Genomic DNA, 15,225 nt, shown 5'->3' with positions numbered 1-15,225 from the left:
AAGCCATGCGTGTTATCCAAACCGTCCTGCGGCAAGCCAGCGATCTGGCCGAGATGCTGGTCGCCTGGGGTGATGTCAAGCCCCAGCTGATGTTGGCCTTTGGGCCGGTCCACTGGTTAAAGGCTTTGGATACGCAGTTGTCCAGCCAACTGGCGCATGTCCCACGCCTGGGCTGTACCTCGGCGGGTGAAATCTCCAACCAGGGGGTCACCGATAACAGCTGTGTGGTCACCGGCATCCGTTTTGAGTCGGTCCGGGTGTTGGCGGCCAGCGCCTGTCTGGCGCAGATGAGTGAGTCGTTTGTCGCCGGTCAGCGCCTGGGGCAGCAGCTGCCGAAAGCTGGTCTGCGCCTGGTCTGGGTGCTGGGGCAGGGCATTCACATCAATGGCAGTGCCCTGATTGCCGGTCTGGTGGATGTGCTGGGTGATCAGGTGCTGATCACCGGTGGCCTGGCCGGTGACGGGGCGGCGTTCAAGACCAGTTTTGTGCTCGACAACAGCGGTGTGCACCCCGATCGGGTGAGCTGTGTGGGTCTGTACGGTGAGCAGCTGCAGGTGGCGCATGGCTCCTTTGGCGGCTGGGAGCAGTTTGGCCCGGCGCGCAAGGTGACACGTTGCCAAGACAATGTGTTGTTTGAACTCGATGGTGAACCGGCGTTGGAGATTTACAAGCGCTACCTGGGTGACCATGCCCGCAACCTGCTCATTTCGGGTTTGTTGTTTCCGATGGCGATGCTGGGGCAGGACCAGAGTGACGTGGGGCTGATCCGGACCATTTTGGGTGTCGACGAAGCCCAGGGCAGCCTCATTCTGGCGGGTGACATTGACCCGCAGGGTTATCTGCGGCTGATGCACGCCAGCACCGACGCGCTGGTGGATGGCGCCGAGACCGCCGCACGTTTGGCCAGCGCGTGTGCCTCGTCCAGCGCAGAAGGGCTGGCCCTGCTGGTGAGCTGTGTCGGGCGCAAACTGGTCATGGGCGACCGCGTGGACGAGGAGGTGGAAGCGGTGGCCGATGTCTTTCGTCAGAAAGCCACACTCGCGGGGTTTTATTCGTATGGCGAGATTTGTCCGATGTCCGGTGCGCTGGATTGCAAGCTGCACAATCAGACCATGACCATCACCTACCTGACAGAAACACCGGTGGCATCGTGAGCAACCCCCATGCCATGCACCGGCTTCTCAGCCGCCAGATCAGGCGTTTGCTGGGGGTGGACGACGAACAGGTGCCGTCCGTGTTGGCCGAACTGGTGCAGCTCTCGCGCAGCTCGGGCGTGTCCGAACCTGCCGCCCGTTTGCTGGCAGGCATGGAGGGATTTTTGGCGCGGGTGCTGGACACCTATGAACAGAATGACCGGGATCTGGAGTTAAAAACCCGCAGCCTGCAGCTCAGTTCCGTGGAGCTGTCACATGCCAATGACCGTTTGCGCCACGAGTTGGACAGCCGCACCCGCGCGATGGAGTCCCTGCGCGAGACCGCCAACGGCCTGATGCGGCAGATGGGGCCGTACTCACCGGTGCTCAAGGATGACAGTCTGGAGTCGCTGTCCAAGCTGATGTCGGACCTGGTGGCCCAGCGCGAAGCCAGCCAGCGTGAGCTGCAGGCCGCTCTGGCCGACTTGGCCAACCAGAAGTTTGCGCTGGACCAGCATGCGATTGTCAGCATCACCGACTTGGCAGGCGACATCACCTATGCCAATGACAAGTTCTGCCAGATCAGTGGTTACACGCGTGAGGAGTTGCTCGGGCGCAACCACCGCATGATCAACTCCGGCAGACAACACACCAGTTTCTTCAAGCACCTGTGGCAGACCATCCTCAAAGGCGAGGTCTGGCATGGTGAGATCTGCAACCAGGCCAAGGACGGCAGCATTTACTGGGTGCAGGCCACCATTGTTCCCTTGATGGACGACGGTGCGCCGCGCCAGTTTATTGCGATCCGCACCGACATCACCGCACGCAAAGCCATGCAGGCGGCGATGGCCCAGGCCGAAGAGCGCTTGCGCCGCATCACCAACGCGGTGCCTGGTGTGGTGTTTCAGTGTGAGGTGGGGGCCGCTGGCATCCGCTACACCTTCCTGAGTGAACGACTGAAGGAAATTCGTGGCTTGGACCGCGATGCGCTGATGCGCAATGGCCTCATCAGTTTTGATCAGATTCTGGAGCCTGACCGCAGCCGCTGTCTGGCTGAGGTAACGGCGGCGGCCGAGCGGCGCGAGGCCTGGAGCGCTGAATACCAGGTGTTATTGCCTGACAAACGCAAACGCTGGATTCGCGCTGAGGTGCGGCCCGAGCCGCTGCCCGCTGCCGATGGGGCCACGGTGTTCACCGGGATTTGGCAGGATGTGACGGTCATCCGCGAAGCCAGTGACCAGCTGCGTGAAGTCACCGAAAACATCCCGGTGGTGGTGTTCCAGTACCGGCTGTGGGCCGATGGTCACCAGAGCTTCCCGTTCTGCAGCTCGGTGATGGAGCAGATTTGCGGGGTGTCGCACCAGACCATCATGAACGACGCCAGCAGCTTCTTTGCGCTGATTTACGCTGACGACCAGCCGGCCTTTGTGCAGGCATTCAAGAATTCGGCACGTTTTGGCGCTCGGATTTCCCTCGACTTCAGGTTACGCCACCCGCAAACTGGTGCGCTGATCTGGGTGCATGGCGAGTCCATGCCCAAGGCCGCCGCCGACGGCGGGGTGTTGTGGAACGGTTACCTGGCCGATATTTCCCAGGCCAAACAGGCCTCCGAGGATCTGCAGCGCGCCAAAGAGGCTGCCGAGGTGGCGAGCCGGGCCAAGTCGGATTTTCTGGCCAACATGAGCCATGAGATCCGAACCCCGATGAACGGCGTGATTGGCATGACCGAACTGGTGCTCGACACCGAGTTGAGCACCGAGCAGCGTGAGTACCTGGAGATCGTCAAGCTGTCCTCGGACACCTTGCTGCGGGTCATCAACGACATTCTGGATTTCTCCAAGATCGAAGCCGGCAAAGTGCAGATCGAGGCGATCCCGTTCCAGTTGCCACAAATGCTCCATGAAACACTCAAACAACTGGCCGTGCCCGCCCAAGCCAAGGGCCTGGCGCTGGTGTGTGATCTGGACCCGCGTGTGCCCCAGGCGCTGGTGGGTGATCCGGGCCGGTTGCAGCAGATCCTGATGAACCTGATGGGCAATGCCATCAAGTTCACCGATCATGGTGAGGTGGCGCTGTCTGTGCGTTCGGAACCCGCGCCGGGCGCACGGGTGCGCTTGCGCTGCTCGGTCAAGGACACCGGCATTGGCATTGCCCAAGCCAAGCTCGACAGCATTTTTGAGGCTTTTTCCCAGGAAGACAGCAGCATCACCCGGCGTTTTGGTGGCACCGGTCTGGGTTTGTCGATTTCTTCGCGCCTGGTGGCCGCGATGGGTGGCCAGATGTCGGTGCGCAGCGTGCTGGGGGAGGGCAGTCAGTTTGATTTTGATGTGCTGATGGATGCTGCGGTGTCGACCGCCTCAGAGAGAGAAAGCGTGGCGTCACCCTCAGATCTCACCCCAGCGCAGCGCAACAGCGCCGCCAAAACAACGGCGGGGCTGGACATCTTGCTGGTGGAAGACAACGAGATCAATCAGAAGCTCGCGCTGGTGCTGCTCGGGCGCGAGGGGCACCGGGTCACGCTGGCGGGCAACGGCCAGATTGCCCTGGACATCCTGGCCCTACGGCGGTTTGACCTGGTCCTCATGGACATGATGATGCCGGTGTTTGACGGTCTGCAGGCCACCCGCCGTTTTCGTGCCACCGAGCGGGGGCGCCGCACCCCGATTGTGGCGATGACCGCCAATGTGATGCCGGGGGACCGTGAGCGTTGTCTGCAGGCAGGCATGGACGACTACCTGTCCAAGCCGATCTCGACTTCTGAGCTTTATCGTGTTCTAGCCCGCTTTGATGAAGGGGTTGCTGCTACTGAAAACACAGCGCTTGAACCGTCCCACCCAGCCCGCCTGAAACCTGCGGTCGCAGCGGACGCCGGGTTTGATTACGCCCAGGCTTTGCGTCAAGCCGACCAGGAGGTGATTGCGATCATCACGGATGCTTTTCTGGCGCAGTGGCCTGGTGATCTGGCCCAGATGAAGCAAGCGCTGGCGCTGCTGGACTGGCCCAAGCTGCTCAACAGCGCTCATGCGCTCAAAGGTGTCATGGGCATGTTTGGCGCACGTCCGGCCGAAGATCTGGTGGGTGAGCTGGAGCAACTCGTCTCGGCCATGCCAGGCTCTGGGCTGCAGGGTGATGCTCAGGCGGTGCATGCCACCCTGGTGGCTCTGGCCGCTCAGATCGAGCATCTGGTGGCGGCACTCCATGGGCGCCAGAGTGCGGTGGTACATTAAAACGAGCTTGTGTTCCAAGTCCTGTCAGCGCTCTGTCCGCAAGGGTGCCAGATTCTGAGAATGTTTGACCATGACCTACAAGGTACTGATTGTTGACGATGCCGAAATCAACCTGATTTTGTTCGAGGCGCTGCTCAAACGCATGGGCAACTGCGAGAGTCGCTGTTTCACCAATGCCGTGGCCGGACTGGCCTGCGCCAAAACCGAAGACTTCGACCTGATCATTGTGGACTACATGATGCCGGAGCTCAACGGCATGGAGTTCATCACCGCAGTGCGGCTGACCCCCGGGCGGCAGAACATTCCGGTGTTGATGATCACCGCCAACGACCAAAAGCAGGTGCGTTACCAGGCGCTGGAGGTCGGTGCCACCGATTTTTTGACCAAGCCGGTGGACAAAATCGAATTCATGGCGCGTGTGAAGAACATGCTGGACCTGGGCGCCAGCCGCAAGGTGTTGGAGAACCGCGCCGCCTGGCTGGCCGAAGAGGTGCAAAAGGCCACCGCAGCGATCCGGGAGCGCGAGCGCGAAACCGTGCTGCGGCTGTCCAAGGCGGCCGAGTACCGCGACCCCGAAACCGGCGCCCATATCCTGCGCATGGCGCACTATTCCGAGTTGATTGGCCGGGGGCTGGGTTTGTCAGACGCCGACTGTGAGCTGCTGCTGGAGGCCGCGCCGATGCACGACATTGGCAAGGTGGGCATTGTTGACAACATTTTGCTCAAACCCGGGCGCCTGACTCCGCAGGAGTTCGAGGTCATGAAACAGCACGCTGTGATTGGCCATGAGATCCTCAAAGGCAGCGCCTCGCGGGTGTTGCAGGCGGGGGCGGACATCGCCCTGGGCCACCACGAAAAATTTGACGGCTCAGGTTACCCCGCTGGTCTCAAGGGGGAGGCCATCCCGATCTTCAGCCGCATCGTGGCCGTGGCGGATGTGTTTGACGCTTTGGTGTCGAATCGGCCCTACAAGGAGGCCTGGTCACTGGAGCGCGCCAGCGCCCACATCCAGGCCCAGGCAGGCAGCCACTTTGACCCGGCCTGTGTGGCCATGTTTTTTAAACACTGGGACCGTATACTGGAGATTCAGCAGCGTTTCAAAGACCCGGACTGAGGGTCTCAATTATCAAGCTGGATAGCAGCCAGCCCTTGTTGTAAGAGGGCTGGAGGCCTATTTAACGCAAAACCAGCACCGGGATGTGGGAGTGTGTCAGCACTTGCTGGGTTTCGCTGCCCAGCAGCAGGCGTTTGACACCCTTGCGGCCATGGGAGGCCATCACGATCAGGTCGCAGTGGTGTTTCTTGGCGGTCGAGATGATGGCGTCGGAGACGATGTCGGATTTGACCGTCACCGCCAGGGTCGTCACGCCTTTGAGTTCAGCGTCTTTTTTTACCTCGTCCACCACCGCCTGACCTTCTTCGGCCCATTGTTGTTCAATGCGACCGACCTCGGTGGCTTGCAGCGCCAGCCCACCTTCAAAATAACTTTGTGGGTACTGCGGCACCACCTTGATCACCACCAGCTCTGCCTGGCACAGTGCCGCCAGCGAAATGGCGCTGTTGACGGCGGTTTTTGACAGTGGCGAACCGTCTGTGGCCACAAGAATCTTTTCATACATGATGATTTCCTTTGCAGATCAAAAAAGAGCGCGTTCCTATACTATCAGCCGATTTTGCTACTGCTCAGGTAATTGTGATGAGTTTTCCCATCGATGCTGACCGCCCCCCCGCCCAACTGGAAGCTGTTGCTGGCCGTGGCGCGGCAGATGCTGTGCCACAGCCTGATGTGCAGGAGGACTTGCGGGTTCTGGATGATGAGCAGGAGTGGTCGGCTTTCAGCCGCCCGGACGTCGGTCACGCGGGGTGCTGGGAGTCCAATGTCATGATCGAAGGCATGCACTGCGCGGCCTGTGCGCTGACGGTGGAGGACGCACTCAAACGTGTGCCCGGCGTGTTGTCTGCCGATGTCAGCGCCAGCAGCCAGCGAGCCAAGGTGGTGTGGGACGCGCAGTCGGTGCAGCCGTCGCGCTGGATGCAGGCGCTGGCGGGATCGGGTTACCGGGCGCTGCCAGCCAACGACACGTTTGCCCGGGAGCGGCGCCGGGTCGAGGCACGCAAGGCTTTGTGGCGGGTGATGGTGGCCGGCCTGTGCATGATGCAGGTGATGATGTACGCCTACCCGGCCTATGTGGCCGAACCGGGCGATTTGTCGATGGAGATGGAGCAGCTGCTGCGCTGGGCCTCCTGGGTGTTGACGCTGCCGGTCATCTTGTTTTCCTGCAGTCCGTTTTTTGCCAACGCCTGGCGCGACATCGTGCACCGCCGTGTCAGCATGGACCTGCCGGTGGCGCTGGGCATGCTGATCACTTTTGTGGTGAGTACCGCAGGCACCTTTGAGCCCCAGGGCATGTTTGGTCATGAGGTGTACTTTGACTCCCTGACCATGTTCGTTTTCTTTTTGCTGGCCGGGCGCTGGTTTGAATTGCGTCTGCGCGACCGCACAGCCGGTGCGCTCGAGGCCCTGATGAACCGTTTGCCCGACAGCGTGTTTCGGCAACAAGCCGACGGCGTGTTCGAGCGGGTTCCGGTGCGGCGGTTGCAGCGTGAGGACATCATCCAGGTACGCCCCGGCGAGGCCTTCCCGGCCGATGGGGTGGTGGTGCGCGGCCAGACCTCGGTGGATGAGTCGCTGCTGACCGGTGAGTCCAGGCCGGTGGCGCGTGCCGAGGGTGATGCGGTGATCTCGGGCAGCCACAACTTGGCAGGCGTGGTCTTGGTCCGGGTGGAACGCCTCGGTCAGGAAACCCGTTTTGCACAGATTGTCAGTCTGATGGAAAGCGCATCCACCAGCAAACCCCAACTCGCCCGGATGGCCGACACCGTGGCCAAGCCGTTTCTGATCGGGGTGCTGATTGCGGCCGCGCTGGCCTGCGCCTACTGGTGGGACACCGACCCGGAACATGCCCTGATGGTGGCGGTGTCGGTGCTGGTGGTGACCTGTCCTTGTGCCTTGTCGCTGGCCACTCCGGCTGCGATGTTGTCGGCAGCCGGTGCGCTGGCGCAACGGGGTGTGCTGGTGCGCCGGCTCGATGCTTTTGAAGCCCTCGCCGCAGTTGATACCGTGATGTTTGACAAAACCGGCACACTCACGCGCGACGCCATGGTGCTGGGCGCCATCCAGGTGGCAGACGGGCTGGACCCACAGCAGGCGCTGGCCATGGCGGCGGCGCTGGCACAGCAATCCCTGCACCCGGCCTCGCGGGCACTCGAGGTGGCGGCAGCGCAGCGCGGTTTGTTGGGACGCTGGCAGGTGGCCGATGTGGTGGAGTTGCCAGGGCGTGGTTTGAGCGCCAAGCTGGCCCTTGCAGGGGATGCCAACTCGGCCATCGAGGTGCGGCTGGGCTCGGCCGAACACTGTGGTGTGACACAAGCTGATTCAGACACCTTGAAGGTCCACCTGGTGGATGCGCAGCGCTGGCTGGCTAGCTTTGAGCTTCAGGAAGACGTTCGCGCCGATGCGGCAAGCACCATTGCCAGCTTGAAGGCGCGTGGTTTGCAGGTGTCATTGTTGTCGGGTGATGCCAGTGACGCGGCCCGCCTGGTGGCAGGGGCGGTGGGCATTGATGTGTTCAAAGGCCAGTGCTCACCGCAGGACAAGCTCGACTTTCTGCGTCAGGCTCAGCTTGACAAGCGCAAGGTGGCGGTCGTGGGGGACGGTCTCAACGATGGTCCCGTGCTGGCCGGGGCGCACGCCTCGTTTGCATTTGGCCAGGCGGTGCCGCTGGCGCAGGCTCAGGCCGATTTTCTGGTGTCGGGCAGTCGGCTGGGTGATGTTGACCAAGCGATCGGCCTGGCCCGACGCACCATGACGGTGGTCAGGCAGAATCTGTGGTGGGCGGCAGCCTACAACGCGATTTGTGTTCCGCTGGCTGTGGCGGGTTGGTTGCCCGCCTGGCTCGCCGGTATCGGCATGGCCAGCAGCTCGCTGCTGGTGGTGGCCAATGCCCTTCGGCTGTCCCGCTTGCAGCCGATCAACAAGGAGATTTGATGGACATCATGTATTTGTTGGTCCCGCTTTCGGTGGTTCTGGTGTTTTTTATCATTGGCGGCGTCTGGTGGGCGATATACCGCGGGCAATTTGAGGATGTTGACAAAGAAGGCGAGAGAATACTTAAAGATTGAAGGGGAATTCAAGGGATAATTGACATGTGTCAAATCGGCGGCGCAGGTGAAACAAGACACTTTGCGCCTCAAACTAAGAAGAGGTGAACATGGCATTTGTAAATTCGCAGGCGACGACGTACAGCGATAAAGTTGTACGGCAGTTCGCCATCATGACCGTGGTCTGGGGTGTGGTGGGCATGCTGGTTGGCGTGATCATTGCTGCACAACTGGCATGGCCTGAGCTGAACCTTGGTATTTCCTACCTGTCTTTTGGTCGCTTGCGACCCTTACACACCAATGCTGTGATTTTTGCGTTTGGCGGCTGCGGCTTGTTTGCGACGTCTTACTATGTTGTCCAGCGGACCTGCCATGTTCGGCTTTTTGCTGAGAAGCTGGCGGCCTTCACCTTCTGGGGCTGGCAAATCGTGATTTTGTCGGCAGCGCTGTCCTTGCCACTGGGTTTCACCAGCGGTAAGGAATATGCTGAGCTGGAATGGCCGATTGACATCCTGATCACGGTGATCTGGGTCTCGTACGCCATCGTGTTTTTTGGCACGGTGGGTACACGCAAGGTCAAACACATCTACGTGGCCAACTGGTTCTTCGGTGCCTTCATTTTGGCGGTTGCTTTGCTGCACTTGGTCAACAGTGCGGCCATTCCGGTGGGGGCCATGAAGTCTTATTCTGCTTACGCAGGTGTGCAAGATGCCATGGTGCAATGGTGGTATGGCCACAATGCGGTGGGCTTCTTCTTGACCGCAGGTTTTCTGGGTATGATGTATTACTTCATCCCTAAGCAGGCCGGTCGCCCGGTGTATTCGTACCGTCTGTCGATTGTTCACTTCTGGGCACTGATCTTCACCTACATGTGGGCGGGTCCCCACCACTTGCATTTCACCGCGCTGCCTGACTGGACCCAATCGGTGGGTATGGTGTTCTCCCTGATCCTTTTGGCACCCAGCTGGGGTGGCATGATCAACGGCATCATGACCTTGTCTGGTGCCTGGCACAAACTGCGTGACGACCCCATCCTGCGTTTCTTGATCGTTTCCCTGTCGTTCTACGGCATGTCGACCTTCGAAGGCCCGATGATGTCCATCAAGACGGTGAATGCCTTGTCTCACTTCACCGACTGGACTGTGGGCCACGTGCACTCGGGCGCCTTGGGTTGGGTGGGTATGGTCACCATGGGTTCCATGTATTACCTGATTCCTCGCCTGTTCGGTCAGAAGCAGATGTACAGCGTCAAAGCCATTGAAGTCCACTTCTACACGGCCACGATTGGTATCGTGCTCTACATCGCCGCACTGTGGATCGCTGGTGTGATGCAGGGTCTGATGTGGCGTTCGATCAATGCCGACGGCACCTTGACCTACACGTTTGTTGAATCCGTGAAGGCCAGCTTCCCGTTCTATGTCTTGCGCTTGGTGGGTGGTTTGTTGTATCTGGGCGGTATGGTCGTGATGCTTTGGAACACGATCAAAACAGCGACCAGTGGACGGGCTGTGTCAGTCAACATCCCTGCTGTTGCAGCGCACGCTTGAGGAAAAAATATCATGGCGAATTCAAATAACGAAGGTGGTTTTTCCCACGGTGCCATCGAGTCCAACAATGGCTTGATGATTGTTTTGATCCTGATTGTTCTGTTGTTTGGTGGTTTGGTGGAAATTGTTCCGCTGTTCTTCCAAAAGACAACCACTCAAGCAGTTGCGGGTTTGAAACCCTATACCGCGCTTGAGTTGGCGGGGCGCGATATCTACACCCGTGAGGGCTGCTACAACTGCCACTCGCAGATGATCCGTCCGTTCCGGGCTGAAACGCTGCGTTATGGCCACTATTCGCTGGCGGGTGAGTTCGTTTACGACCATCCCTTCCAGTGGGGTAGCAAACGCACGGGGCCTGACCTGCACCGTATCGGCGGCAAGTACAGCGACCAATGGCAGATCACCCATTTGAACAACCCGCGTGATCTGGTGCCTGAGTCGATCATGCCTGCGTACCCCTGGTTGTCCAAGGCGATGGTGGATGCAGACAGTCTCCCTGCTCACATGAAAGGTCTTCGTACGGTTGGTGTTCCCTACACGGATGAAGACATCGCTGGTGCAGCTGAGGCTGTGAAAGGTAAAACCGAGATGGAAGCACTGGTTGCTTACCTGCAAGGTTTGGGTCTGCACGTCAAATAAACCGGGATGCAGTGATGGAAATTGATGTCAACACTGCAAGAGTTGTGGTTACTTTGCTGAGCTTTGTCATGTTCATCGGGATCATGGTGTGGGCTTATTCCAGCAAGAACGCTTCTGAATTCGATGAGGCCGGGAAACTGCCTTTCGATCAAGACTGACTCAGACACTGAGAGGTAAAAGAAATGAGTGATTTTGTAAACGGATTCTGGTCCATGTATGTCGCGGGCCTGGTCGTTGTGAGTATTCTTGCGTGCCTGGTTCTGCTGGTCATGTCGGGCAAAGCCAAGGCCATGACCGCCAGTGACAACACCACCGGCCATGTGTGGGATGACGATCTGCGCGAGATGAATAACCCGCTGCCCAGGTGGTGGAGTTATTTGTTTGTGCTGACCGTGATCTTTGGTTTTGGCTACCTGGCGCTGTACCCAGGTCTGGGAAGTTACCCGGGCCTGCTGGGCTGGACCTCCAGTGGTCTGCATGCTGCCGAGATCAAACAAGGTGAGGAACAGACCGCGCCGGTGTATGCACGTTTTGCCAACATGACGCCTCAAGACATCGCCAAGGATCCGGCGGCGATGGCCATTGGTGAACGTTTGTACAGCAATAACTGCGCGCAATGTCATGCGTCTGATGCCCAAGGCAACAAGGGTTTCCCGAACCTGACCGATGGCGATTGGCTGCACGGTGGTACACCTGAGAAGATCACTGAGACCATCCAGCTGGGTCGGGTCGGCAACATGCCACCGATGGCCGCAGCGCTTGGTACCGAAGACGATGTCAAGAACGTGGCTCAGTACGTGTTGAGCCTGTCAGGCAGCCCGCACGATGCGGCCAAGGCCGCTCTTGGCAAAGAGAAGTTTGCTGTCTGTGCCGCCTGCCATGGCGAAGATGGCAAAGGTATGCAAGCCCTGGGGTCCGCCAATTTGACAGACAACATCTGGCTGCACGGTTTTGGTGAAAAGGCCATCATCGAACGCATCAACAACGGCGTGGTTAATGTCATGCCTGCACAGGCCTACCATTTGACTGAGCCGCAAATCAAGGTGCTGACGTCTTACATCTGGGGTCTGTCCAACAAGCAGTAAGCATGTTGGTTCTGGGTGGGGACTGAGTCCCACCCGCGCCAGAGCTGGACGCATGATGAGAGGGAAACAGCCATGTTTCCCTCTTTTTTGTTATAAGGTCAATTGTTCTTTGCAGAACCTGAGGATGAAAGAGGTATGCCGATGAGAAACGAGTCTCTGAACGACGACAAACCCTGGTGGTCTTACGGTCACGTGTGGCTGGTAATCAGCGGCCCGGTGGCTGTCATTCTTGCGTGTATCGTGACTTTTTATTTCATTGCCAACAGCCCGAACCAGATCGTCTCGGGTCAGGACATTGAAATAGAGCACATCAGGTCGTCAAAAACCATCGAGAGTGGTGACGCACCCGCGATGATGGCGCGCAACCACGCGGCCACGGGTGTCATCCCCGCCCCCAAAGCGTCTCCTGAGTTGCCGACGAAGTAAGGGCTACTTCGGGTTGACGATGTCTTGCAGCGCGCTGGTGTTGAGGATGTGCACGTGGCGCTGCTTGACAGCGACGATGCCGTCCTCGACAAACCGCGAGAAGGTTCGACTGATGGTTTCCAGTTTGAGACCCAGGTAGCTGCCAATCTCTTCCCGGGTCATTCGCAGGATCAACTCCGACTGTGAAAAACCGCGTGAATGCAGACGCTGCGCCAGGTTCAGCAAAAAGGCTGCCAGACGTTCTTCGGCCCGCATGCTGCCTAGCAGCAGCATCACACCATGTTCACGCACAATTTCACGGCTCATGATTTTGTGAACGTGGTGCTGCAAGGCATTGACCTCTCTTGACAGTGCTTCAATCTGGGCAAAGGGCATGGCGCAGATTTCGGCATCTTCCAGAGCCACCGCATCGCAGGAGTGGTAGTCGTTGACGATGCCATCCATGCCAATGATTTCCCCGGCCATCTGAAAACCTGTGACCTGATCGCGCCCGTCTTCAGAGGTGATACACGTCTTGAAAAAACCGGTGCGGATCGCATACAGGTTGGTGAAGCGTTCACCGTTATGAAAAAGGGTCTCACCACGCTTGACCTTGCGCCTGGAGCCAATCATTTCATCGATACGATTGAGTTCGTCCTGGGTCAGGCCAATGGGCATACACAGCTCGCGCATATTGCAGTTGGCACAAGCGATTTTGATGGTCTCATAGTTCATGATCACGATTTTGACATTGTTCTTCACCAACAGCTGACAAATGTCAAATTGGGCTTATTCGGTTTCTCCCTCTTGGTTGATCAATATCAAGTGCCAAAAAGAGGGCAAGCGGCACAGTTACAGCGTCTGAAATAAGGGAATTTTCAATGATCGAATCTGCAGCAGAACCCATCTCCGAAGCTTTGATCCGGCAGTACGATGTGTCCGGGCCCCGGTACACCTCCTACCCAACCGCTGATCGCTTCGTGGAGGCATTTACCGCTCAGGATTACGCTCTGGCGCTGGAACAGCGTCGCTCGGGTGCGGCTGCGTTGGCGCTGCCACTGTCTTTGTATGTGCACATCCCGTTTTGTGAGGCCTTGTGTTACTACTGTGCCTGCAACAAGATCATCACCAAACACCATGACCGGGCGGCGGCTTACCTGCGTTATCTGAGCCGGGAAGTCGACCTGCACACCCAACACATGGGTCTGGGGCAGGCCGTGTCACAACTGCATTTTGGTGGCGGTTCCCCCACCTTTTTGTCAGACGCCGAATTGCGTGACCTGATGGCCTTGTTGCGCCGCAGTTTCAAGCTGCTGCCGGGTGGTGAATATTCGATCGAGATCGACCCCCGCACCATCGACAACCAACGACTGGATGTGCTGGCTGAGCTCGGCTTTAACCGCCTGAGTTTTGGTATCCAGGACTTCGACCCGGCGGTACAAAAAGCGGTGCACCGCATCCAGCCCGCAGAGCAGGTGTTTGCGCTGGTGGCTGCAGCGCGCGAGCGCGGTTTTGAATCGGTCAATGCGGACCTGATCTACGGTCTGCCAGAACAGACCCCCGAGTCGTTTGACCGCACCCTGGCGCAGATTGTGGAACTGCGGCCTGAACGCATCGCTTTGTATGCCTATGCCCACTTGCCAGAACGCTTCAAGCCACAGCGCCGGATCTCCTCGGTCGAGATTCCAACGGCTGCCGCCAAGGTGTCGATGTTGGCCCGTTCGATGGCAGCCTTCATGGCGGCGGGTTATGTGTACATCGGTATGGACCACTTCGCTTTGCCCACTGACTCGCTTGCCATTGCCAAGCGCCAGGGGCGGCTGCATCGCAATTTCCAGGGGTACAGCACCCAGCCCGATTGCGACATGATTGGCCTGGGCGTATCGTCGATTGGTCGGGTGGGTGCCACCTACAGCCAAAACGCCAAGACGCTGGAAGAGTATTACGACTTCCTCGACCAGGGGCAGTTCCCGATTGTGCGGGGTCTGGCGCTGTCGCGTGACGACCTGGTACGCCGGGGTGTCATCATGGCGCTGATGTGCCAGGGGCAACTCTCCTACGAGTCCATTGAGTCGGCCTATCTGATTGATTTCAAACAGTATTTCGCCAAGGAAATGGAAGTGATGCAGGCCCAGGTGGAGCAGGGCCTGGTGACACTGGAGGAATCCGGTATCCAGGTGACCACCAAGGGCTGGTTCTTTGTTCGGGCGGTGGCCATGGTGTTTGACCGCTATTTGCAAACTGACCGTACACGCACCAAGTTTTCCAAAATCCTCTAACCTGAGGGCATGCAAACAGCCCTCGCCACCACCGCCTTGTTCATGGGACTCGCAGGCGGCCCCCACTGTATTGCCATGTGTGGCGCAGCTTGTGCCGGTATTGGGCGTGCTGCGGGTGAACGCCAGCTTTCGGCCATGTGGGTCTTTCAAGGTGGCAGGGTCCTTGGTTATGCGGCCATGGGCGCGCTCGCTGCCGCGTCAATGCAGGGCCTGGGCTGGATGACGGTGCAAAGCGCGGCCTTGCGGCCGGTCTGGACACTGTTCCATGTGGCAGTTCTTGTGCTGGGTCTGCTCTTGGTCTGGAACGCGCAGCAACCCATCTGGCTCGAACAACTGGGCAAAAAAATCTGGGCCAAGGCGCGCAGCCTGGTGGTCAGTCGGGGTTTGTCGGGCACCCTGGCTCTGGGGGTGTTGTGGGCTCTGTTGCCTTGTGGCCTGTTGTATTCGGCGCTGCTGGTGGCTGGTTTGTCAGGGCATGCGGTGGACGGTGCCCTGGTCATGGCCTTGTTTGCCCTGGGCACCACGGTGTCGATGATGCTCGGGCCCTGGTTGTGGCTGCGTTTGGGACGCAACAGCCAGGGGGATTGGGGTGTCAGGCTGGCTGGCCTGGCCCTGGCGGGTAGTGCGGCCTGGGCGCTGTGGATGGCCTACGCCCACGATCAGGCGCCTTGGTGTCTGCCTCCCGGATAGGTTGACTGAGCTCAAAGACGTAGCGTTCGTTCAGCTGGATGGGCGCCAGCGGCTGGCTG

General features: G+C 59.0%; 14 protein-coding genes. 12 read left to right on the top strand and 2 right to left on the bottom strand.

The features are described from left to right. The first annotated feature begins 5 nt into the window (after nt 1–5). The 3 genes from RF819_RS16180 to RF819_RS16170 all read left to right on the top strand — a co-directional run bounded on the left by RF819_RS16180 (nt 6) and on the right by RF819_RS16170 (nt 5,474). Complete coding sequence (locus RF819_RS16180; protein WP_078365930.1) at nt 6–1,154, top strand: FIST signal transduction protein; 1,149 nt, start codon at nt 6–8, stop codon at nt 1,152–1,154. After that, nucleotides 1,151–4,360, top strand: coding sequence for a PAS domain-containing protein (locus tag RF819_RS16175; protein ID WP_078365929.1), 3,210 nt, complete (start codon nt 1,151–1,153; stop codon nt 4,358–4,360). Before RF819_RS16180 ends, RF819_RS16175 begins: the two co-directional genes overlap by 4 nt. Before the next feature lie 70 nt (nt 4,361–4,430). Then, a complete protein-coding gene (locus RF819_RS16170) occupies nt 4,431–5,474 on the top strand; it encodes a response regulator (protein ID WP_078365928.1) in 1,044 nt (347 codons plus the stop codon). A 61-nt stretch (nt 5,475–5,535) separates the two neighbouring features. On the opposite strand, the gene RF819_RS16165 is transcribed toward RF819_RS16170, so the two are convergent. Further along, entirely contained in the window at nt 5,536–5,979 is a 444-nt protein-coding gene (locus RF819_RS16165; RefSeq protein ID WP_078365927.1) for a universal stress protein, read from the bottom strand. A 77-nt stretch (nt 5,980–6,056) separates the two neighbouring features. Between RF819_RS16165 and RF819_RS16160 the strand changes: the two genes are divergently transcribed. From RF819_RS16160 to RF819_RS16130, 7 genes are all read left to right on the top strand, one after another. Continuing rightward, nucleotides 6,057–8,408, top strand: a complete 2,352-nt coding sequence (locus tag RF819_RS16160; RefSeq protein ID WP_078365926.1) for a heavy metal translocating P-type ATPase — start codon at nt 6,057–6,059, stop codon at nt 8,406–8,408. Next, the gene (gene ccoS, locus RF819_RS16155) at nt 8,408–8,542 is read left to right on the top strand and encodes a cbb3-type cytochrome oxidase assembly protein CcoS (RefSeq protein ID WP_078365925.1); all 135 of its coding nucleotides are present in this window, start codon (nt 8,408–8,410) and stop codon (nt 8,540–8,542) included. The genes RF819_RS16160 and ccoS overlap by 1 nt, the downstream gene beginning before the upstream one ends. An 89-nt stretch (nt 8,543–8,631) precedes the next feature. Further along, nucleotides 8,632–10,068 carry a cytochrome-c oxidase, cbb3-type subunit I gene (ccoN, locus tag RF819_RS16150; RefSeq protein ID WP_078365924.1) on the top strand — a complete coding sequence of 479 codons (1,437 nt, stop codon included), beginning with the start codon at nt 8,632–8,634 and terminating at the stop codon, nt 10,066–10,068. Between the two features lie 12 nt (nt 10,069–10,080). Further along, nucleotides 10,081–10,707 carry a cytochrome-c oxidase, cbb3-type subunit II gene (ccoO, locus tag RF819_RS16145; protein WP_078365923.1) on the top strand — a complete coding sequence of 209 codons (627 nt, stop codon included), beginning with the start codon at nt 10,081–10,083 and terminating at the stop codon, nt 10,705–10,707. A gap of 14 nt (nt 10,708–10,721) precedes the next feature. Further along, a complete protein-coding gene (locus tag RF819_RS16140; RefSeq protein WP_207160680.1) occupies nt 10,722–10,865 on the top strand; it encodes a cbb3-type cytochrome oxidase subunit 3 in 144 nt (47 codons plus the stop codon). 24 nt (nt 10,866–10,889) lie between these two features. Continuing rightward, nucleotides 10,890–11,792: a cytochrome-c oxidase, cbb3-type subunit III gene (ccoP, locus tag RF819_RS16135; RefSeq protein WP_078365922.1), complete on the top strand. Its 903-nt coding sequence runs from the start codon at nt 10,890–10,892 to the stop codon at nt 11,790–11,792. Nucleotides 11,793–11,933: 141 nt separating this feature from the next. Then, nucleotides 11,934–12,218, top strand: a complete 285-nt coding sequence (locus tag RF819_RS16130) for a hypothetical protein (RefSeq protein ID WP_078366995.1) — start codon at nt 11,934–11,936, stop codon at nt 12,216–12,218. Nucleotides 12,219–12,221: 3 nt separating this feature from the next. Here the strand turns inward: RF819_RS16130 and fnr are convergent, their stop codons facing one another. Beyond that, a complete protein-coding gene (gene fnr, locus RF819_RS16125) occupies nt 12,222–12,932 on the bottom strand; it encodes a fumarate/nitrate reduction transcriptional regulator Fnr (protein WP_078366994.1) in 711 nt (236 codons plus the stop codon). A gap of 146 nt (nt 12,933–13,078) precedes the next feature. On the opposite strand from fnr, the gene hemN reads away from it, so the two are divergent. Together hemN and RF819_RS16115 are read left to right on the top strand one after the other, a co-directional pair. Next, nucleotides 13,079–14,476, top strand: coding sequence for an oxygen-independent coproporphyrinogen III oxidase (gene hemN / locus RF819_RS16120; RefSeq protein WP_078365921.1), 1,398 nt, complete (start codon nt 13,079–13,081; stop codon nt 14,474–14,476). Between the two features lie 9 nt (nt 14,477–14,485). Then, complete coding sequence (locus RF819_RS16115) at nt 14,486–15,166, top strand: sulfite exporter TauE/SafE family protein (protein ID WP_078365920.1); 681 nt, start codon at nt 14,486–14,488, stop codon at nt 15,164–15,166. The last annotated feature ends 59 nt before the right edge of the window (nt 15,167–15,225 follow it).

It is taken from the genome of Rhodoferax fermentans (assembly GCF_002017865.1).
Lineage (GTDB): Bacteria > Pseudomonadota > Gammaproteobacteria > Burkholderiales > Burkholderiaceae_C > Rhodoferax > Rhodoferax fermentans.
Note: the sequence above shows the minus strand (reverse complement) of the source record. Positions and strands in the feature narration are given on the sequence as shown.

What these genes read in the sequence shown, in the direction of transcription:
- RF819_RS16180 (WP_078365930.1), top strand. Translation starts at nt 6, where the DNA reads ATGCGTGTTATCCAAACCGTCCTGCGGCAAGCCAGCGATCTGGCCGAG.
- RF819_RS16170 (WP_078365928.1), top strand. Translation starts at nt 4,431, where the DNA reads ATGACCTACAAGGTACTGATTGTTGACGATGCCGAAATCAACCTGATT.
- RF819_RS16165 (WP_078365927.1), bottom strand. Translation starts at nt 5,979, where the DNA reads ATGTATGAAAAGATTCTTGTGGCCACAGACGGTTCGCCACTGTCAAAA.
- RF819_RS16160 (WP_078365926.1), top strand. Translation starts at nt 6,057, where the DNA reads ATGAGTTTTCCCATCGATGCTGACCGCCCCCCCGCCCAACTGGAAGCT.
- ccoS (WP_078365925.1), top strand. Translation starts at nt 8,408, where the DNA reads ATGGACATCATGTATTTGTTGGTCCCGCTTTCGGTGGTTCTGGTGTTT.
- ccoN (WP_078365924.1), top strand. Translation starts at nt 8,632, where the DNA reads ATGGCATTTGTAAATTCGCAGGCGACGACGTACAGCGATAAAGTTGTA.
- ccoO (WP_078365923.1), top strand. Translation starts at nt 10,081, where the DNA reads ATGGCGAATTCAAATAACGAAGGTGGTTTTTCCCACGGTGCCATCGAG.
- RF819_RS16140 (WP_207160680.1), top strand. Translation starts at nt 10,722, where the DNA reads ATGGAAATTGATGTCAACACTGCAAGAGTTGTGGTTACTTTGCTGAGC.
- ccoP (WP_078365922.1), top strand. Translation starts at nt 10,890, where the DNA reads ATGAGTGATTTTGTAAACGGATTCTGGTCCATGTATGTCGCGGGCCTG.
- RF819_RS16130 (WP_078366995.1), top strand. Translation starts at nt 11,934, where the DNA reads ATGAGAAACGAGTCTCTGAACGACGACAAACCCTGGTGGTCTTACGGT.
- fnr (WP_078366994.1), bottom strand. Translation starts at nt 12,932, where the DNA reads ATGAACTATGAGACCATCAAAATCGCTTGTGCCAACTGCAATATGCGC.
- hemN (WP_078365921.1), top strand. Translation starts at nt 13,079, where the DNA reads ATGATCGAATCTGCAGCAGAACCCATCTCCGAAGCTTTGATCCGGCAG.
- RF819_RS16115 (WP_078365920.1), top strand. Translation starts at nt 14,486, where the DNA reads ATGCAAACAGCCCTCGCCACCACCGCCTTGTTCATGGGACTCGCAGGC.